The sequence below is a fragment of the Synechococcus lacustris str. Tous genome, assembly GCF_003011125.1.
Lineage (GTDB): Bacteria > Cyanobacteriota > Cyanobacteriia > PCC-6307 > Cyanobiaceae > Synechococcus_D > Synechococcus_D lacustris.
The window spans coordinates 1-17,580 of sequence record NZ_PXVC01000007.1 but is presented as its reverse complement, the minus strand read 5'-3'; the positions used below and the strand labels follow the sequence as shown (position 1 = coordinate 17,580).

Annotated in this window: 23 protein-coding genes; 11 read left to right on the top strand and 12 right to left on the bottom strand. The window is 46.3% G+C overall.

Translation table 11 applies throughout. From position 1 onward, the window contains the following. The first annotated feature begins 30 nt into the window (after positions 1-30). Positions 31-1,203 (top strand): type 1 periplasmic-binding domain-containing protein, encoded by a 1,173-nt coding sequence (locus C7K08_RS03060; RefSeq protein WP_106499187.1) that lies wholly within the window; start codon positions 31-33, stop codon positions 1,201-1,203. A gap of 21 nt (positions 1,204-1,224) precedes the next feature. Here C7K08_RS03060 and C7K08_RS03055 read toward each other — a convergent pair whose 3' ends face one another. Then, positions 1,225-1,587, bottom strand: coding sequence for an AbrB family transcriptional regulator (locus C7K08_RS03055; protein WP_106499186.1), 363 nt, complete (start codon positions 1,585-1,587; stop codon positions 1,225-1,227). 167 nt (positions 1,588-1,754) lie between these two features. Here C7K08_RS03055 and C7K08_RS03050 point away from each other — a divergent pair, with 167 nt between their 5' ends. Beyond that, positions 1,755-2,234, top strand: a complete 480-nt coding sequence (locus C7K08_RS03050) for a GNAT family N-acetyltransferase (RefSeq protein ID WP_161955803.1) — start codon at positions 1,755-1,757, stop codon at positions 2,232-2,234. Between the two features lie 4 nt (positions 2,235-2,238). Continuing rightward, positions 2,239-2,790, top strand: coding sequence for a peroxiredoxin (locus C7K08_RS03045; protein WP_106499184.1), 552 nt, complete (start codon positions 2,239-2,241; stop codon positions 2,788-2,790). On the opposite strand, the gene C7K08_RS03040 is transcribed toward C7K08_RS03045, so the two are convergent. Both C7K08_RS03040 and C7K08_RS03035 read right to left on the bottom strand, forming a co-directional pair. Next, positions 2,787-3,335, bottom strand: a complete 549-nt coding sequence (locus C7K08_RS03040) for a rhomboid family intramembrane serine protease (protein ID WP_106499183.1) — start codon at positions 3,333-3,335, stop codon at positions 2,787-2,789. The two genes, C7K08_RS03045 and C7K08_RS03040, sit on opposite strands and share 4 nt — an antisense overlap. Next, complete coding sequence (locus C7K08_RS03035) at positions 3,335-3,889, bottom strand: PCC domain-containing protein (protein ID WP_106499182.1); 555 nt, start codon at positions 3,887-3,889, stop codon at positions 3,335-3,337. The genes C7K08_RS03040 and C7K08_RS03035 overlap by 1 nt, the downstream gene beginning before the upstream one ends. Before the next feature lie 18 nt (positions 3,890-3,907). Between C7K08_RS03035 and C7K08_RS03030 the strand changes: the two genes are divergently transcribed. Further along, positions 3,908-4,744 (top strand): PfkB family carbohydrate kinase, encoded by an 837-nt coding sequence (locus C7K08_RS03030; RefSeq protein WP_106499181.1) that lies wholly within the window; start codon positions 3,908-3,910, stop codon positions 4,742-4,744. Positions 4,745-4,761: 17 nt separating this feature from the next. Here C7K08_RS03030 and C7K08_RS03025 read toward each other — a convergent pair whose 3' ends face one another. From C7K08_RS03025 to C7K08_RS03015, 3 genes are all read right to left on the bottom strand, one after another. Beyond that, complete coding sequence (locus C7K08_RS03025; RefSeq protein WP_106499180.1) at positions 4,762-5,571, bottom strand: prohibitin family protein; 810 nt, start codon at positions 5,569-5,571, stop codon at positions 4,762-4,764. Positions 5,572-5,597: 26 nt separating this feature from the next. Beyond that, complete coding sequence (katG, locus tag C7K08_RS03020; protein WP_106499179.1) at positions 5,598-7,835, bottom strand: catalase/peroxidase HPI; 2,238 nt, start codon at positions 7,833-7,835, stop codon at positions 5,598-5,600. Positions 7,836-7,952: 117 nt separating this feature from the next. Further along, entirely contained in the window at positions 7,953-8,582 is a 630-nt protein-coding gene (locus C7K08_RS03015; RefSeq protein ID WP_106499178.1) for a DoxX family protein, read from the bottom strand. A gap of 502 nt (positions 8,583-9,084) precedes the next feature. Here C7K08_RS03015 and C7K08_RS03005 point away from each other — a divergent pair. Continuing rightward, positions 9,085-9,669 (top strand): pyridoxamine 5'-phosphate oxidase family protein, encoded by a 585-nt coding sequence (locus C7K08_RS03005; protein WP_106499176.1) that lies wholly within the window; start codon positions 9,085-9,087, stop codon positions 9,667-9,669. On the opposite strand, the gene C7K08_RS03000 is transcribed toward C7K08_RS03005, so the two are convergent. Then, positions 9,666-10,073, bottom strand: coding sequence for a DUF1499 domain-containing protein (locus C7K08_RS03000; protein WP_106499175.1), 408 nt, complete (start codon positions 10,071-10,073; stop codon positions 9,666-9,668). The two genes, C7K08_RS03005 and C7K08_RS03000, sit on opposite strands and share 4 nt — an antisense overlap. 81 nt (positions 10,074-10,154) lie before the next feature. On the opposite strand from C7K08_RS03000, the gene C7K08_RS02995 reads away from it, so the two are divergent. Then, the gene (locus C7K08_RS02995; protein WP_106499174.1) at positions 10,155-10,370 is read left to right on the top strand and encodes a Nif11-like leader peptide family natural product precursor; all 216 of its coding nucleotides are present in this window, start codon (positions 10,155-10,157) and stop codon (positions 10,368-10,370) included. On the opposite strand, the gene C7K08_RS02990 is transcribed toward C7K08_RS02995, so the two are convergent. Then, on the bottom strand, positions 10,367-10,933 hold the full coding sequence (locus C7K08_RS02990) for a hypothetical protein (RefSeq protein WP_241536993.1): 567 nt from the start codon (positions 10,931-10,933) through the stop codon (positions 10,367-10,369). The genes C7K08_RS02995 and C7K08_RS02990 overlap by 4 nt on opposite strands. On the opposite strand from C7K08_RS02990, the gene C7K08_RS02985 reads away from it, so the two are divergent. Beyond that, a complete protein-coding gene (locus C7K08_RS02985) occupies positions 10,926-11,591 on the top strand; it encodes a class I SAM-dependent methyltransferase (RefSeq protein ID WP_241536992.1) in 666 nt (221 codons plus the stop codon). The genes C7K08_RS02990 and C7K08_RS02985 overlap by 8 nt on opposite strands. Here C7K08_RS02985 and C7K08_RS02980 read toward each other — a convergent pair. Continuing rightward, on the bottom strand, positions 11,588-12,361 hold the full coding sequence (locus C7K08_RS02980) for a sulfite exporter TauE/SafE family protein (protein WP_106499172.1): 774 nt from the start codon (positions 12,359-12,361) through the stop codon (positions 11,588-11,590). The two genes, C7K08_RS02985 and C7K08_RS02980, sit on opposite strands and share 4 nt — an antisense overlap. 67 nt (positions 12,362-12,428) lie before the next feature. On the opposite strand from C7K08_RS02980, the gene C7K08_RS02975 reads away from it, so the two are divergent. From C7K08_RS02975 to C7K08_RS02960, 4 genes are all read left to right on the top strand, one after another. Further along, positions 12,429-13,184, top strand: coding sequence for a methyltransferase domain-containing protein (locus C7K08_RS02975; RefSeq protein ID WP_106499171.1), 756 nt, complete (start codon positions 12,429-12,431; stop codon positions 13,182-13,184). An 81-nt stretch (positions 13,185-13,265) separates the two neighbouring features. Then, entirely contained in the window at positions 13,266-14,219 is a 954-nt protein-coding gene (locus tag C7K08_RS02970) for an orange carotenoid-binding protein (RefSeq protein ID WP_106499223.1), read from the top strand. Next, entirely contained in the window at positions 14,219-14,941 is a 723-nt protein-coding gene (locus C7K08_RS02965; RefSeq protein ID WP_106499170.1) for a fatty acid desaturase, read from the top strand. Before C7K08_RS02970 ends, C7K08_RS02965 begins: the two co-directional genes overlap by 1 nt. 25 nt (positions 14,942-14,966) lie before the next feature. After that, positions 14,967-15,296: a hypothetical protein gene (locus C7K08_RS02960; protein WP_106499169.1), complete on the top strand. Its 330-nt coding sequence runs from the start codon at positions 14,967-14,969 to the stop codon at positions 15,294-15,296. A gap of 28 nt (positions 15,297-15,324) precedes the next feature. Here C7K08_RS02960 and C7K08_RS02955 read toward each other — a convergent pair whose 3' ends face one another. The 3 genes from C7K08_RS02955 to C7K08_RS16720 all read right to left on the bottom strand — a co-directional run bounded on the left by C7K08_RS02955 (position 15,325) and on the right by C7K08_RS16720 (position 17,429). Continuing rightward, entirely contained in the window at positions 15,325-15,723 is a 399-nt protein-coding gene (locus tag C7K08_RS02955; RefSeq protein WP_106499168.1) for an SDR family oxidoreductase, read from the bottom strand. A gap of 66 nt (positions 15,724-15,789) precedes the next feature. Then, complete coding sequence (locus C7K08_RS02950; RefSeq protein WP_106499167.1) at positions 15,790-16,386, bottom strand: carboxymuconolactone decarboxylase family protein; 597 nt, start codon at positions 16,384-16,386, stop codon at positions 15,790-15,792. A gap of 35 nt (positions 16,387-16,421) precedes the next feature. Then, the gene (locus tag C7K08_RS16720) at positions 16,422-17,429 is read right to left on the bottom strand and encodes an amidase family protein (protein WP_341272129.1); all 1,008 of its coding nucleotides are present in this window, start codon (positions 17,427-17,429) and stop codon (positions 16,422-16,424) included. Positions 17,430-17,580: the final 151 nt, after the last annotated feature.

Here is a 17,580-nt window from a genome sequence, read left to right as displayed (position 1 = left end):
CTAGCCTTGCCGAGCTGGACGGTATTCGTCATGACCACCAATAAAAGCTCATCCCCCCTGCAAGTTGCTGGAGTGCTGGCGGCTCTACTAGCTAGCCAAAGCCTTGTTGCTTCATGGCCCCTACCTGGAAATGCCCTGATGCTGCTACCTAGCGAGGKTGCTGTGGCTGGTTTGGGRGATGGCATCCGGCGCGGTTTTAGCCTGGCCCAAGAACAAAGTGAACTTTGCGGCGCACCAAAAACCCAATGGTCGGTGGGCTGGATAAAACCCGGCAGCGATCCCTCTAGCCAACTTGGCAATCGCAGGTTGCCGCCGCTTTTATTGGCGCCACCGGCAACGCCACTGGTGGAAACCGGCCTSCTTGCCCAATTTGAAAAACGACAGGTTTTATTGCCGTTGCAAAGGGGTGCTTCCTTGCAGCAACTGGCAAGCCGCCGCGGTTCAGATCAACTCTGGCCCGTAACACCTGCCCGCAGCTTAGAAATTGATGCCTTGGTTAAGGCAATGGTGCAAGCCAACCTGCGCAGTTTTCTTTTAATCAGTGATGGCAGTGCTGATCAACAGTTATTGGCTGATCGTTTTTTGGAAACCATGCGATTACAGGGAGGCGTGCTGCTTGGAACTGATCTGCAGGCCCGCAGGGTTAATGCCAGGGATGCAGAGGAATTAAAACAGTTAGTTTCYGATGCTGAATGGTTTAGTCCAGCGGCACTGGTGGTTATGAGCCCAAGGAATAGTGAATTAATGCTTGCTGTTATGGCTCAGGCATGGCCAGAGCAGATGCGTTTAGTGTGGAATTTCGCCCCTAAAACCACCAGTAAACAGGTGCAGATTGGTGTGGAGGAAGCCAGCCGTGGCCCTGGCTGGGGATCATTTGAAAAGGATTTTAAAAAGCGCTTTGGYTATAAACCTGGAACGGTAGAAGCGGCTGGGTTTGATGCCGGCCAAYTRGTYGCCCTATCTGTGTTACCGGCAAAAATAACAACTYTCAATGGCATGGCTGGATTTAACCCAGGGCTAAAGCCAGCCAGCATTTGCGCAAACGTAAAAATCAGGAAAGAAGGTGCCGCAGCAAAACCGCTTGGCGCAATCAGCAATATGGATATGAAAGCAGCAACCCCGCCCACAGCCCAGCTGGATGTGATCCAGCTGGAGGTGAACGGGGTGCAGCTGCGTAAGARCTTTAATTTAGGCGCTAACTAACAGGCTAAGTGGGCCTGGAAGTTACTCTTCGGTTTCATCCTCACCGCCCACTGGCACCAAGCGGATYTGCTTGCGACCCAGCTTGATATCAAATTCATCACCTGGCTTCAGGTTCAGCATGGCTGTGTAGGCCTTGCCGATCAACAARTTACCGTTGCCTTGAACAGTGGCGATGTAGCTGAGTTTRCGGCCGCCTTTTCCAACGGAAGCACCACCGATATCTACGCCTTTTGCCTCTAAAAGGGCTTCGTAGAATGCTGTGAAGTTTAGGCGCTCACCACCATCTTTCTTAGTGGATACATAGCCGCAAGCCCGCACGATCTCAGATTTGCCAGCATCGCCAAGTTCGCGAACCTTGGTTAGAAGGTCATTCCCGATGAGCATGTGAAGTTGAAAAAGAATTACTCCCTAAACATACCAATCAAATGGCTGGTTTGAGAACCTTTTCCCAAAAATGATTTTGTTTTGCTGTCCCCTGCTCACGTAGATAAACTGTGGAGYGCTATCAAATKCCGCYATTTGCAGGCATCTAAAACCAGATGGGATCAAGGATGCACGCCAATTGTTGGCCATTGCGACGAATGTTGGCCAGTGACCATGCCGAAGTGCGCCAGGTATATGTGGATGCAGTGCTGAATTTATCGCCGAGGATCTATAGCCAAGCCCAACTTGATGCCTGGTCTGCTGTGGCCCTATTGCCAGGGGTGCTCGATGAAACCCTGCRATCTGGCTATGGCTTAGTTAGTTGCAATGGCGAAACAATTGAAGCCTTTGCGGTGTTACACCCAGTTGATCGCGTTGCTTTGCTTTATTGCAGGGCCCGCTCCCATCGCCAAGGCCGTGGYGGCCAATTGCTTGTTTCCCTTGAGCAGGARGCATCAAGGCAAGGGGTTAAGAAATTACGCAGCGAGGCSAGCTAYATCAGCCATCCCCTCTTTGAGCGGATGGGTTGGCTAACAGTTGAGAAAGAACAACTCTTGATTGGCGGAGTTAGCTTTGAACGGTTTCGAATAGCCAAAAGTTTGGCTTAAACCTATGCAGCGACGCCAGTTACTACTAAGTGCCTTAAAGGGTTCTGCCACTTTKCTGGGCCTGATGCTGCTGCCAAAACAAGCCCAGGCCATGGGGGGAGTGCTGCCGGCCTTAGATCAACCAGCACCTAATTTCAACTTGGCTGGCATCGATAAATCTGGTGCGGTGCAACGCAAACTTGCTGATCTACAGGGCAAGTGGTTGATTTTGTATTTTTACCCTAAGGATTTCACCAGTGGCTGCACCCTAGAAGCGAGGGGATTCCAAAGGGATCTTCCAAAATTCCGCAATAARGGGGCAKACATAATTGGCATTAGCGCCGACGACCCAAACCAGCACGCCTCCTTTTGCGGTAGTGAGGGTCTTACATACACCCTGCTATCTGATCCCGATGGCAAGGTTAGTAAATCCTATGGATCATGGATCGCCCCATTTTCGCAAAGACATACGTTTTTAATTGATCCAGATGGAATTTTGCGCGCCCGCTGGACTGCGGTGCAGCCTTCAATTCATAGCCAAGAAGTGTTTCAAGAATTGGAAAAGCAACAGGCCTAGGTATTTGTTCTTGCAATCGCTGCCGCCGCTAACACCCCACCGAGGAAACCGCTGAARTGCCCAATCCAACTCACGCCAGGTGCTGAAAATATCGGGATCAAACTCGGCAGAACACCTCCRTAGCTAACGAGAGCTAATCCGGAAAGGGCAATAGATAGGGGTTKTTTCTCCAACCAGCCAATTATTAATAAGTACCCCAGCAGCCCATAAACAACACCAGATAGGCCATGGCTGCCAYTGGGCCAAAACAACCACACGGGAATAGCGCAGCAGTAAACCCCAAGCCAAACGGCTAGGTAATCCCTGCGGCCTCTTAAAAGTACCAACCACGACAATGGTAAAAAAGTTAAGGAGTTRGCTAATAAATGGGCAAAACCAGCATGGCTAAAAGGAGCTGTTAGAACACCAAGAAACGAACCACCCGGAACCATCGGTARATTCCATTGACCGCGAAAGAAGATTTGATCTAAAAACTCCTGTAGCCAGGCGATCAGCAAGATCAACAGGGGCAAAAGCAAATTAAGCCGCGAAAACCATGCAGCCATTAGGAATTACGCARATACTCCAGTTCGCCACGGCTATGCAGTTCAGCTAGGGAGTTGTAGCCACCAATGGCCACCCCATCAATAAATATYTGTGGAACACTKCCATCACCCGTGGGACTGATCTCCTGAAAGGGAATCCCCAGGGTGCGCAGCATGCGTAAGGCCCGCCGCGAAAAAGGGCATTCGGGTAAACCAGCCACCTGCACCCTTGCCTGGGAKGGGGTTTCCCCACTAAGCAGGCCCAATAGAAGATCAGCGCCGCGCAGCACCGTGGTGCCCGGCTCCAGGTGTCCGCCCCAAACGGCACATTCAGGATCGGAAAAACTGAGGTGCAAATGCACGCCCTTAGGGGCGATGGTGCCCTGCAGGGTGATTATTTCGAGCTCACCACTTAAAACCATCGGCGTTTTTTGGCCAGGACAGGCAAAAGCCGCTTGGGCAAGATTGCCCACAACACTCAACACAAAACCAGTTGCATTGCGTTCTTGGGCAAACTGTTCAAGGCTGCTGCGCACATCACTACCGGCATCTAGGTGAAGTGGCACGGCCTGCATAACAGTTCAGAGGAGCAAATGAAAWCAAGCCTAAGCCGGCCCCTAGCCAATTTGAACTTGGCTGTGGTTGGCCATGTGGAATGGATGGGCTTTGTGGCGGTTGAAAAGTTGCCCAAAGCTGGAAGCATTAGCCACGCCACTGCCTACCGGGAGGAACCGGCAGGCGGTGGGGCRGTGGCGGCGGTGCAACTTGCYCGGCTAACCGGAASAAAAGTTAGTTTCTTCACTGCCTTAGGCCGTGATGCCGTWGGCGAACAAGCAGCTGCTCGGTTAACGGAACTTGGGCTTGATTTAAAAATTGCCTGGCGTGATGGAGCAACTCGCCGGGGAATCAGTTTTGTTGATGCAGCAGCKGAGCGAACTATCACKGTTATTGGTGAGCGACTYGCTCCAGAGGCAGAGGATCCCCTGCCATGGGAAGCACTAGCSGAAACAGATGGTGTATTTGTAACGGCCACAAATGCAGCTGGTTTACAACTTTGCCGCCGCAGCGCCCTGCTCACAGCAACACCAAGATTGCGGTTGCCACTRCTGGAAGCAAGTGGCATTAGCTGTGATGCCCTRATCGGCAGCGCCCTAGACCCAGATGAAGAAGTTCCCAGGGGAGCCCTTAGTAAAAAACCGCTATTGCGTATTGCCACCGAAGGAGCCGCCGGGGGCTGGTGTGAACCCGGCGGACGCTATCAAGCAATGCCACTAAGCGGCAAACTGGTTGATAGCTACGGCTGCGGCGATAGTTTTGCGGCGGGGGTAACGGCTGGGCTAGCGGCTGGTTACAMAGTTATGGAAGCAATTCAACTTGGGGCACGTTGTGGCGCTGAATGCGCTTCGGTTTTTGGACCATATGAAAAATAAATATATGCGTATTTTATTTATCTGCGTCCATTAACAATTACCGAACTACCCGAAACGCCAGCGGCACCAGGCAAAGCTGGCACTACAGAGGTTTGACCATCCCATTTATCAAGGAAGAGTTTATAAAGMACTTGATCATCAAGGCTCGAATTAAGGGTTTGATAGCGCTTTGCTTCCTGCTCAGCAATCAATACCTCAGTTTGGGCMCGGAGCAATTGCTGTTCAGCAATTTGTTTTTGTTCAATAGCCGCTCTATATTCCTCAGCTATCTGTAAACCAGTAAGGTCTAAACCCTGAACAGTAACATAATCAAACTTACGTAATTCTTCAGCAACTTTTTCTTGAACCAATTCRGAAATTGAATTCCATTCGGTGGCGATTGTAACCAGCTCATACTGGGAAAAAACAGATTTCAAAGCTTTCAACAAAGATGGTTGAATAACTCTCGGATAAATCTGCTGATCATCAGTGGCAATCGTTTCATAAATCCTGCCGGCTTCGGCCGGTTTCATTGCGTATTTAACAGTGGCAGTGGCCTGAATAACCTGCAAGTCTTTTGTGAGTGTTGAGAATTGCTCAGGTTTAACCTGGGTTCTCACATCAAATAAGGATGTGTTTTGAACCAAAGGGGCCTTAATATTTGCACCGGGATTACGGGGCACACCAGTTACCTTGCCAAGGGTAGTTACAACCGCCACATTGCCGGCCGGCACTATAAAAACGGTTTGACTCAATAAAATCGCYAAACCAACAACTACGGCTAGTACCAAGCTAAGAATTGTTCCTGGTCCATCTGAGCCGTTGGCRGATCTAAGCGGCGATTGCATTGGCAAGGATCGTGGGAGRATTTATCCTAGGCASCTWATTCAGCAGCGGTTAAATCAAATCGATCTAGATTCATTACTTTTGYCCAGGCTGCACAGAAATCAGYCACAAATTTCTGTTGGCCATCGRCCTGAGCGTAAACCTCAGCGATGGCCCTKAGCTGGGAATTGGAGCCAAATAACAGGTCTATGCGGCTGGCAGTCCAGCGTAKGGAGCCACTGTTGCGGTCCCTGCCCTCGTAACTATTTTCAAGCTCCTTGCTGGGCGCCCAAACGGTTTGCATATCAAGCAAATTAACAAAGAAATCATTGCTGAGGGTGCCAGGCTTATTTGTAAATACTCCATGATTAGAAGAATTACAATTAACACCTAAAACCCTCAAACCACCAAGCAGAACAGTCATTTCTGGTGCMGACAAGCCCAATAATTGAGAACGATCAATAAACATATGTTCTGCTAAATCGCCAATTMCAGGCTGCTCATAATTACGAAAACCATCAGCTTTAGGTTCCAGTGCTGCAAAGGAAGCGATATCGGTTTCAGCCTGGGATGCATCATTACGACCWGGGCTAAAGGGCAKATTTAACTCGWAGCCTGCRGCMTYAGCTGCAATTTCAATACCAACACCACCAGCTAAAACAATCAAATCRGCCATTGAAAGCCAGCAGYCAWATTTATCACTGGAATTGAAAGTTGCTTGGATCTCACTAAGAACAGACAGAACGGTTTTCAGCTGGTTTGGTTCATTCACTGCCCAAYTGCATTGGGGCTCAAGCCGCAAACGGGCACCATTTGCACCACCGCGCTTATCTGAACCTCGAAAAGTAGAAGCAGATGCCCATGCAGTTGCTACCAATTGGCTAGCGCTCAAACCGGATTGTTTTAGTGTTGCTTTCAATTCAACTATTGCAGTTGAATTAATTGCAGGTTTTGTTAAKGCTGGGATGGGATCCTGCCAAACCAACACTTCAGCTGGCACATCCGGTCCGAGGTATAAACAGCGGGGTCCTAGATCACGATGGGTGAGTTTGAACCATGCCCTTGAAAAAGCATCAGCAAATGCATCGGGGTTTTGATGGTAGTGGCGTGCAATCGGTTCATAGAAAGGTGAAAACCGCAAAGAAAGATCCGCGGTTGTCATTATTGGTGCATGTTTAACACCGGGGATGTGGGCATCGGGAATTAGGTGCTCTTCCTTTACATTTTGGGCTTGCCATTGCCAAGCACCAGCAGGGCTTTTAAYCAGCTCCCATTCATAACCAAACAACATATCGAAATAACCCATATCCCAACGGGTTGGATTTGGCTTCCAGGCTCCCTCAATGCCACTGGTGTTGGTATCAGCGCCATGGCCACTGCCRTGGAGATTGCGCCAACCCAAGCCCATYTCTTCAAGGGGGGCACCTTCTGGAGGTGGACCCACCAATTCCTTATTGCCCGCTCCATGACATTTACCAAAGGTATGCCCCCCTGCCACCAGGGCAACGGTTTCAGCRTCATTCATGGCCATGCGCGCAAAGGTTTCGCGCACATCAATGCCTGATGCCCCTGGATTTGGGTTGCCATTTGGGCCCTCAGGATTCACATAAATAAGCCCCATCTGCACTGCAGCAAGGGGAGCCTCCAATTCACGATTACCGCTATAGCGCTCATCTCCAAGCCAACTKGCTTCCTTACCCCAGTTGATATCTTCCTCTGGCTGCCAAATATCAACACGGCCGGCAGCAAAACCAAAGGTTTTGAAACCCATGGATTCCAATGCAACATTGCCAGCGAGAATAATTAAATCTGCCCAGGAAATTTGGTTGCCATATTTCTGTTTAATGGGCCAAAGCAAACGGCGAGCTTTATCTAAGTTGTCGTTATCAGGCCAACTATTAAGTGGCGCAAATCTTTGATTACCAGTGCTGGCACCGCCACGGCCATCGCCAACCCGATAGGTRCCGGCACTATGCCAGGCCATMCKGATAAATAAACCACCGTARTGMCCCCAATCCGCAGGCCACCAATCCTGGGAATCGGTCATCAAATGAGCTAAATCCTTCTTGAGTTCAGCAAAATCAAGGTTATTGAAAGCTTCTGGATAATTAAAATCTGATCCGAGGGGGTTTGCCTTTGAGTTGTGTTGGTGAAGAATGCTCAATTTCACCAACTGGGGCCACCAGTCGCTGGGGGATTGRCCAGCTCCAGCTCGGGTTTCATGGCTTRCGCCACTGAAGGGGCACTTGCCAGAATTARTGCCACTYGCTGAAGCAGAACCCGTCATGGAAAGCAAAACGTATGCTTAAAACTAACAAAAACAAAAAAACAGCTGTAGAAATCACACAATTTCTACAGCTGTGARATGAAGTTGGAGCTTAAAAAAATAATTCTTGTATGTAAGTTAGTCSTTTATTTKTACATATRCCAAACTTGAATTATCTTCTGAWAGATCGAAATCATCCGATACRGCTTGGCTCGCCTTAGCGGGTAAMAGCCTGATCAATAAAGCATCAAGAGAAAATAATCCAGGTCCAGTTAGTAGTAAGGCGATGCTACCGCCTARATAAAGTGCAACCAGCTCAAGTACGTAAATATTAAAACCRCCGGTTAARATATGTTGATAGGCTGCAACTGCCATGGTTCCAGTGATAGCWAGCGCACCAAGCGGMGCGAAAACTCCAAATATCAACAGCCAACTGCCAATTAACTCAGAYAACCCGGCCGCATAGGCAAAGAAAAGCGGAAAGGGAAGATGCAAGGAKGCAACATAGGTGTCTGCAAATTGCTGTGGATCRGCAAGCTTTTCTTGGCCGTGGTGAATCATCATCACACCAACTGCAATACGCAGTAAAAGCAARCCARTTGAAGCGATGTAGTTCTGCTTCAATAGGTAAGACTTAAGAACGGGTTGAAGGYTTGAGAGGATAGAAGTAAACCCAAAACTGGGAAGCTTCTTTACCGTTAGAAACCAAAGGGCAGCGCAGGAAGCTAAAAAACCTCCGGCCGACTCGAGCAAGATCGGATTGGTCATGGAAGGAAAAATAGGTTTAAAAAAGTCTGGCGCGYGAGATTGCGAAATGTGAAGCGATCTCAATCGCTRGGCATGTCTGGYTGRGCSAGCGCYCCAACAATCCAGGCWCCAATYAGAAGCACTGCAATGGCAGCGGCGGGGGAAACRTCCATGGCTGWGTGTTGACTTTTGTAAAYAAACTGTAACGTTTCAATAAGCTGGTTGGTGGCTAGGCAGCGATTGCCTTGTGGTGACGCCTGCGACCGAGCGGTTCGATCCAATCGTTTAAAACAAGTTTKTGCCTGAGGAGTTGAGAAGGAATTCGGCAACCAAGATTGATGGCGCCGGAATCGAGAAGCCTGCCAAGTTTTAGGGCYGTTGCCTCTTCATCGCGRTTAAAGCGRTTTTGCTGAGCCGCCAACCAATCRATTTCTTGTTCTGTGATAACRCCGGTGCTCAGGGAYTCGAGAAAAACCTCACCAAGGGTCAYGGCCGATAACTTAACGAACCGTTACATTATGGCTTGAGATCGCTTAGGGCGTTGGAAAACCAMATACCAGCCTGGAGGCAGGTTTTACGTGCTGCCCAGGCTAAGGAAAAAAATTCWATKTCTAAAAACTGGGTTCARTTGGCCACAACAGCAACCGATGGCAGCCCCAGGGTGCGWACCGTTGTTTTTAGGGGWTGGCACGGGGCAAGTGAACTAGACCTSGTAACCGATAGAAGGAGTGAAAAATCAATCGAAATTCAAGAGAACCCAAGGATTGAAATTTGTTGGCTRCTSCCAAAGGCAAAAAGCCAATTTAGATTTCGGGGAATCAATACATTTCTAACTGCAGAGAGAGAAAAGRAAGCCGTTCAGCAGCACTGGCAAAAGCTCTCAGCGAAAGCAAAAGCATCATGGTTTTGGCCAGCGCCGGGATTGTCCTTARATTCAAAAAGCAATTTTCCGCTCCAGGTGCCTGAAGAAACCCCTCCTCCAGATAATTTTGAGCTTATCCGTGTTAACTGTGAGATGGTTGAAYTGCTGGAATTAACTGCTACCCCCCACAGAAGATTCTGTTGGAAAGCAGAAAATGGWTGGCTTAAGGAAGCTATAAATCCTTAAATTGAGGGGATAAGTGCATGGATCTCAGTTAAWCGTTTGGCATTAACACCTAAATCAGAATCACCAAGCCTAGAAACAGAGCGGGCCTGCAARAATCCGCGGATAGGATCTGCATAAAGYTCYAGATCATCTACAAAGCCAAAWAARGCACTGCTAACCGTTGCATGAATATAGCCATTTTCCTGCTCTACCAATTSAGTGCGTGGCATTTTTTCTAACAATGGAACCAATTTATTAAGAACATCCGATGGTTGAGCAACAGACCAATTYGCCCTKGCGCAATGGGCCGGTGAGGCACAGGGGGAYAATTCAGCATTGTGAACTCCCAAATCAGTKGGTTCAGGACCTACAAGCTGGAATAAACTCAACGAGAATAAGATGATGCAATTAATTAAAAAATTCATTMAAKAGCAGATTAGTAAAGKGGGATTGTAGCGAAATSAAGCCAAACTATGCAATCATAACTCAATTGARRTTTTTGCRCCATGTCCCTTGTTGATCTTAAGGCATTCATGGCACTACTACAACAAGATGAAGAAATTAAAAAATTRGTGCTTTCTGCATCAACSGCTGATGAYGTTGCATTGMTTGGCAAAAGATATGGGCTTGAGTTTTCAGGCGATGAACTTTTAAGAATATCAGGKCAAAAATTCGATCGGGTAACGGTTCATAAAAATACTATTCCTGGTGAATATAATTAAACAKCAGTATCTGCTTTTAAAATCCATAATGCAAGTCCACCGCCTCTACCACGGGCAGCCAACCAACCATTGCTGTTGCGAGCTATGAGGGCAAAAAATGGCATTTTTCGGGATGGGGGTTGGGGTAGATTACGTTTGAATATCACAAGTGAGCCCAAGGAAACAGAAACATACTGGAAGGTAAAAAACAAAATTGGCCTTACACCATTTAGAAAGGCTTCGCCAACAAAGCTCAGTTGTAAAGACCCAATGCTTACAGAATTAATAATTTGAAATTGATTTGTATCAATAGTTAAGCGCAGGCAAGCACTAAGATTCTTCAGCAAACCAGCAGCAAAGGTTGACGGAGATTTACTACCTTTAGACCACACACGCTCGAGATACCAAGAACCAAGCAAATCGTTAGGATTCAAACCGCTGCCATTGACACGGGCCTTTTGCTCAAGCAACAGGAGCTCCTCAGCAGTGGGGATAGCAATTTGCAAAGCTGGATAATCGAGCACGCAATCGCAACAATAAACATCCATAATAGCGGTGCAACAAGCAAAGGTATTGGTGAACACACCGGTAGAATTCATTTCTGTTCTCAACAATCAACAACGAGTTAAACAGGATGAAAACAATGATGAATTATTTTATTCAATGCCAAGATTTGTTCAACATCTCGATGGGGGTTTTCGCAAGGAGCTAACTAATCTTTATAGTGATAGGATTGAAGCAGGTTCAATAATATTAGATTTAATGAGCAGTTGGGTAAGCCATCTTCCAGCAAGCAACAACTATAAAGAAGTTATTGGCCATGGCTTAAATGAACAGGAATTAAAAGCCAATAAGCAACTGAGTAGCTATTGGCTGCAGAATTTAAATGTAAATCAACACCTACCTTTAGCAGATTGCCAAGTAGACACTGGATTAATTGTTGCAGGTTGGCAGTACTTACAAAAACCAGAGGCTGTAGCATCAGAATTATTTAGAGTTGTTAAACCAGGGGGAATATTAATTGTGAGCTTTTCAAATAGAATGTTCTCCAGCAAAGCGCCATTAGCATGGCTTGAATCAAGCGACAGGGAAAGATTAAATCTAATCTCAAAAGTAGTAAGGCATCAAGGTTGGCATATAGAAGAACTAGTTAGCAAAGAAACCATAGATACCGGCCCACTAAAATGGTTTGCAGGCAAAGGAGATCCATTTTTTTCTGTTATCGCTAGAAAACCAACTTAAATCAAGCCACTAATCAAACCGATGGAAACAACAAATAACATTACAGAAATAGTAATCCTAATCGACGCGTARGTRACYTTTTTTAGCCACTTAACAGCAAGAAATGCACCAATAAAAGCAGACAWTGAGGCTGCGGCAGTTAAACTCCAATCCACGGCAAACGATTGCTGGTAAAAACCAACACCGTATACAAAAAGCCTTGCAATATCAACCATAACAGCAATCACAACACCTGTTGATATAAATGCTTCTTTTGATAGATTTARGTTTAATAGAAACATACTTCTGAAGGCACCTTGGTGACCAGAAAATCCTCCCAAAAAACCAGTCACAATGCCGCCAACAGGTARCCATCGCAWTGGCAGGGCGATTGATTTAAATGATTTAGAAAAATCAAKAAACAAGAAAATCAGGATCAAGAAGCCAACACTTAGATTAATCAAAGTTATTTGAAATTCCGAACCAAAGAAAAAATATTTGTAAATTGGTTTAACCGATGCAAAAATGTTAAGCAAACCGGCGCCGATAAAGGCTGCTAAAAGGGCGGGAATGCCAAATTTCAATACTACAGCACGGTTTGCTTGTGATCCAACCAGTGCAAACTTAAACAAATTATTTAACAGGTGAACAATCGCAGTAATTGCAATTGCAAGATTTAATGGAAAAAAAATAGCAACCACTGGCATCAACAAGGTGCCTAAACCAAAACCTGAAAACAGGGTTAACGCCGATGCAAGTAGTGCTGCAAGGCAAACRACAATATATTCCATAGGAWTTAAAAAAAGAAGCTCTCATATCCCYATGAAAGTCTATAATAGGCGTAGATCGGATCTAGCAATGGAAGATGTTGTTAAGGCCTATTACGGCAAGGAACTCAAGAGCAGCGCTGATTTAAAAACCAGTGCCTGCTGCGATGCAAATGCAATTTCAAACTCCCTAAAACAGCTGCTAGCAAAGGTTCATCCAGAGGTTTGCAAGCGATACTACGGTTGCGGGCTTGTATGTCCGGAATTAATAGAGGGTTTTAGGGTTCTAGATCTTGGAAGTGGAGCTGGTAGAGATGTGTACATATTGGCACAGTTAGTTGGCTCCAAGGGAAATGTTGTAGGCGTTGATATGACGAAAGAACAATTGGAAATAGCCCAAAAATATAAAGAATATCACGCTGAACAATTTGGTTATGCAAACGTTGAATTTATTGAAGGAAGAATTGAAGAATTAACCGAACTTGGTTTGGGAAAAAGCAGCTTTGACTTAATTGTAAGCAACTGTGTGCTAAACCTTTCAACAAACAAGCCCGCAGTGCTAAAAGGAATAAAGCATTTACTTAAACCTACCGGAACTTTTTATTTTGCTGATGTATACTCGGATCAGCAGCTTMCACAGGAAATTAGTAGCCATCCTGTGCTTTACAGCGAATGCCTTGGAGGAGCCCTCTACTGGAGGGATTTTGAAGAAATGGCCATAGCAACTGGATTTAGAAATCCAGAGCTAATAAATGTAAAAGATCTAGAAATTGATGCAAACGAACTAAAAGAACTTGTAGCRGATATAAAATTTTCATCTAGAACCTATAAATTAACAACTGTGTAGCCACCTAAGCYCACAATYGGTGTAGCACCCCCAGGGCGTGCTACACTGTTGAAACAATCCTTAACAAAAGGCCGTTCGCTCATGTTCACGATTGAGAAGGCGTCACAGATTTTCCCTGAAACCCTTACYGCAGACGTGGTTCCTGCTATCACAGCTCGCTTCGAGCTGCTTAGCGCCGAAGATCAACTGGCCCTCATTTGGTATGCCTATCTAGAGATGGGCAAAACAATCACAGTGGCAGCCCTGGGCGCAGCAAGCATGCAGTTTGCAGAGCGCACCCTGGCGGAAATCAAGGCAATGAGYTTTCCAGCCCAAAGCCAAGCAATGTGCGACCTAGCCAATCGTTCAGATACAGCTATTTGTCGCACCTATTCAAATTGGTCTGTAAATATCAAACTTGGCTTTTGGTACACCCTTGGGGAATGGATGGCAGAGGGTACTGTTGCTCCAATTCCTGAAGGTTATCAACTATCAGCAAACGCCTTAGCCGTTTTGAGCTCAGTTAAAACCGTGAGTAGCGGTCAGCAAATCACATTGCTCCGTAATTTTGTTGTTGACATGGGCTTTGATCCCAAGCGCGAGGGTGCTCAAATAATCAGCGAGCCTGTGGCACCTCCAACCCCAGCCCAGCTTCGTGAGAAGGTTTCTATTGAAGGAGTAGACAACCAAACAGTATTGAGTTACATAGAGCTGCTCAATGCTAACGATTTTGATAATTTAATTCAATTATTCCTGCCAGATGGTGCTCTYCAGCCACCATTCAAAAAGCCAATAGTTGGCTCAGATAATATCCTCCGCTTTTTCAGGGAAGATTGTCAGAATTTAAAACTGCTTCCCGAGCGCGGCAAAGCTGAGCCMGCTGATGATGGTTTYACACAGGTAAAAGTAACTGGAACMGTGCAAACCCCATGGTTTGGTGCTGGCGTTGGTATGAATGTTGCCTGGAGATTTCTTCTAGACCCAAATGGCAAAATCTATTTTGTTGCTATTGATTTACTTGCATCTCCAGCTGAACTTCTAAAGTTTGCTCGTTAATGCTACCAGCAGTTGTTATTGCCAGCTTGTGGATAACTTCTTTTCTTAGTGTCCTTTCATTCAATCTGCAATCAACACCAATTCTATWTGTGTTGATTGCAGTTTTTTTTAGAACATTTCTTCAAACTGGGCTATTTATTATTGCCCATGATGCAATGCACWCTGTTTTGTGCAGATCGAATCTGAAACTAAATAACACATTAGGCTCTATTTCATTGGCACTATATGCTTTTYTACCATTTAGTAATTGCAGTAAAAACCATAATCTTCACCATAAACATCAAGCCACTGAATTGGATCCAGATTTTTCCTCGGCAAATAATARAGGAATTTTAAGTTGGTACTTTAAGTTCATGACTGGATACTTAAGTTTAACACAAATGGTAATGCTTTTGTGTAGTTGGGGCTTGCTATGGTTTGCATTTAAAAGTGTKACCCCATCAGCAATGCTAAATGTGTTTATTTTTTGCATTGTTCCGCTACTTTTAAGCTCTATGCAATTGTTTATATTTGGTACTTATTTGCCCCATCGCCACCAAGGGGCTGGCGAGGCCAAACAACAAGCTCAAAGCCTAGAACTACCASCTTTGCTATCACTGTTGGCCTGCTACCACTTCGGGTATCATAGGGAACACCACATCAATCCCTCACTTGCCTGGTTTGAGCTTCCCGCTGCCCGTTGTAGATCGAAAGAGCTCGCGATCAGCGGAKAACTCAATTAGGATCTTTTAAATTAATTTTCAAAATATGGTTGACACTGTTTTAGARGGCTGGACAACCAGCGAACAAACCATCGCTAAAAGCGCTTTTGATCAGGCCTATGCGAGGTCTATAGATCAACTGATTAAATCTGTACGCTCTAAATCTGAGCAGCTAGATACGGCTGAAACCATTTGGGCACTTCATGATTATTTAAGTATTCAACGTCACACCATCGAGGGCCGTTTTGATTTTAGGCCAGAAGGAATATTGTTTGTGTTCGCCCGGCTAGTAAAAGATGAACTRCTCAAGTTATCTGAACTTGATGGACTAGATAAGGAAAAGCTAACTAAGATTGCTGCAATGGCACGCTTCTAAGATCCAGGKTGTTTTTGTGTTGTTTTGGTTAGATACCCAAAGTTTCACYGCCATCTAAATAAAGATCGTGAAAGGATATATGTGATGAATCTGGCGAAAGTAAAAATGCTGCAGCTGCTGCCACCTGATCTGGTTGGCCCACATGGGCATCAGGTATTGGCGGTCGAAAGGATTCAAGGTTTCCATCAGCTAAATTGGCTATATTTGGATGATCAGCAATTAATTTGCGCATCATCTCAGATTCAGTTGGCCCTGGTGAGATCAAATTAATACGTACCCCATGGGGAACTGTTTCCAAGGCGAGTACCCGCTCAGCTTCATTTGATTTTTCAACAAGTGCTGCTATTGAGCATTCATCTGCAAGATCAACATGTAACACATCAACCTGYAAACGGTCTGATCGAAGTGTGCTTGCAAGAGAATCCATCTCGGCATTTGAAATCCCCGCAAGCACTAGGCGAGTTGTCCAGATTCCATGTGAATTCAATTCTCCCTACGGCATAAGGCTTGGAGCATTGATAAACGGCTCCTCTAGGGGAACTTGCAAGACATTATTGGTTAAAGCGAAYAACACGTATTGTGAAACCAAGGAAATTAAATCTATTACTTGTTGAGCACTTATCTGGGCAGAATAAGTTGTCCACAGTTCRGCAGATATGGTTCTATCAACAACCATAGCTTCCGCAAAGCACAATAGGGCTCTATCTAAGCCAGTRAAAAAATCAAAATTTCCGTTACGCACAGCATCGATCTCATCATTGCTTACCCCAAACTCACAGGCAACAGGTACATGATGCTTCCACACATAATCGCTTGCATATAAGCAACCAATTCGCAAAATCACCAATTCTTGTTGGCGTTCAGCAAAAGCCATTGCACTTTTACTGGTAACCCACCAATCAAGAAATCGGGCAAGTAGTTCAGGGCTGTGCATAAGTTGACCAAGCACATTTGCTGGAAAACCAGAACCCTTGAGGCCAGCACCTGGAATACGCTCAAGAATTGCGCAACACTCAGCACTTAATTCCTCGGTGGAAAGACATTCCAACCTTGCAGTGGCCTCATTTGGATGCAGGGGGGGAATAGACATAGGCWRAAAATYAATCACTTTAAACTAATCCATTATYARGATATGGGCAAATTTAGTAGCAATTGATCACCGCCTGAATGGGTGATTAAGCCTAAACCAACAGGTAGGCCTTCAATATTATCAAGGCTCCCTGGCCAACACAGTTGCGGTAGCCCACCAATGCTGGCAAGGGCTCCAAGTTGCAGCAAGCGGTGAATCACATTGCTGTTGCTGCGATCAGAACCAAGACTATTGCGTAGGGGGGCAACTGTTGGTGTGCAAGGCATCAACAACAGAGCAGGGGCATCACTGCTGGAATTGGGTGCTAATAGATGGTGCAACCTTTTTTGCAAATTGAGGCGATCTATTTGGGCGGAAGCCAAGAGATTGCGATCGCGGTTTGCTACCAAAGAGCAATTACGCGCAAATGTTGTGCCAACAGGCAACTGAGGTGGCAAATGGGAGAGGCTCGATTCAATTTCAGCCCATTGCACTGCCTCCAACAGGTTTTTTAATTGCTCTGTACTCGAGAGGTTCAACACCGCTAAGGGCCATTCCTGAAGTGTTAATCCCAAACGGCTAGCCAAGTGCTGGCATTTTTCTTTTAATGGTGCCGCCACTGCTGGATCAGCCAGCTCCCATAGTTCAGGAATCCAAGCAATTGCGCGAATAGCAGTTGTTTCAGCAACTGGATTGCYTAGCTGAAGCAAGGTAAACATCCCTTTTCGCAGTAGCTCAAACGATGAGGCGAAGAGGCCCACCGTGTCGAGGCTTGGCGCTAGAGGTGCCACCAATTCTGTGGATATCAAGCCGTGGCTAGGACGCATTCCCCATAAGCCACACCAACTAGCAGGGGCGCGAATTGAACCAGCCGTATCAGTGCCAAGGGCTATGTGAACCTCACCAAGTGCCACGGCTGCAGCACTGCCACTGCTTGAGCCCCCGGGAATTCTGCCCGGGGCCTTCGGGTTTGGAGGTGTTCCACCCCAGGGATTCTCACCAGCCAAACCAAAGGCGAATTCATCAAGCCAAGTAGTGCCRAGGCATCGGGCACCAGCGGCCAATAACAACTCAATGGCAGGTGTTTGACGACAATTAGGTAGGCGGGTCGCGCCAACTAGATAGGCGGGTCTCAGGACGCGACAACAGGGCTCCGATCACGGTCTGGAGCTCCAGCGATGCCCGCCCCTCTGTCGTTGCGGATCAAGGAGCGGT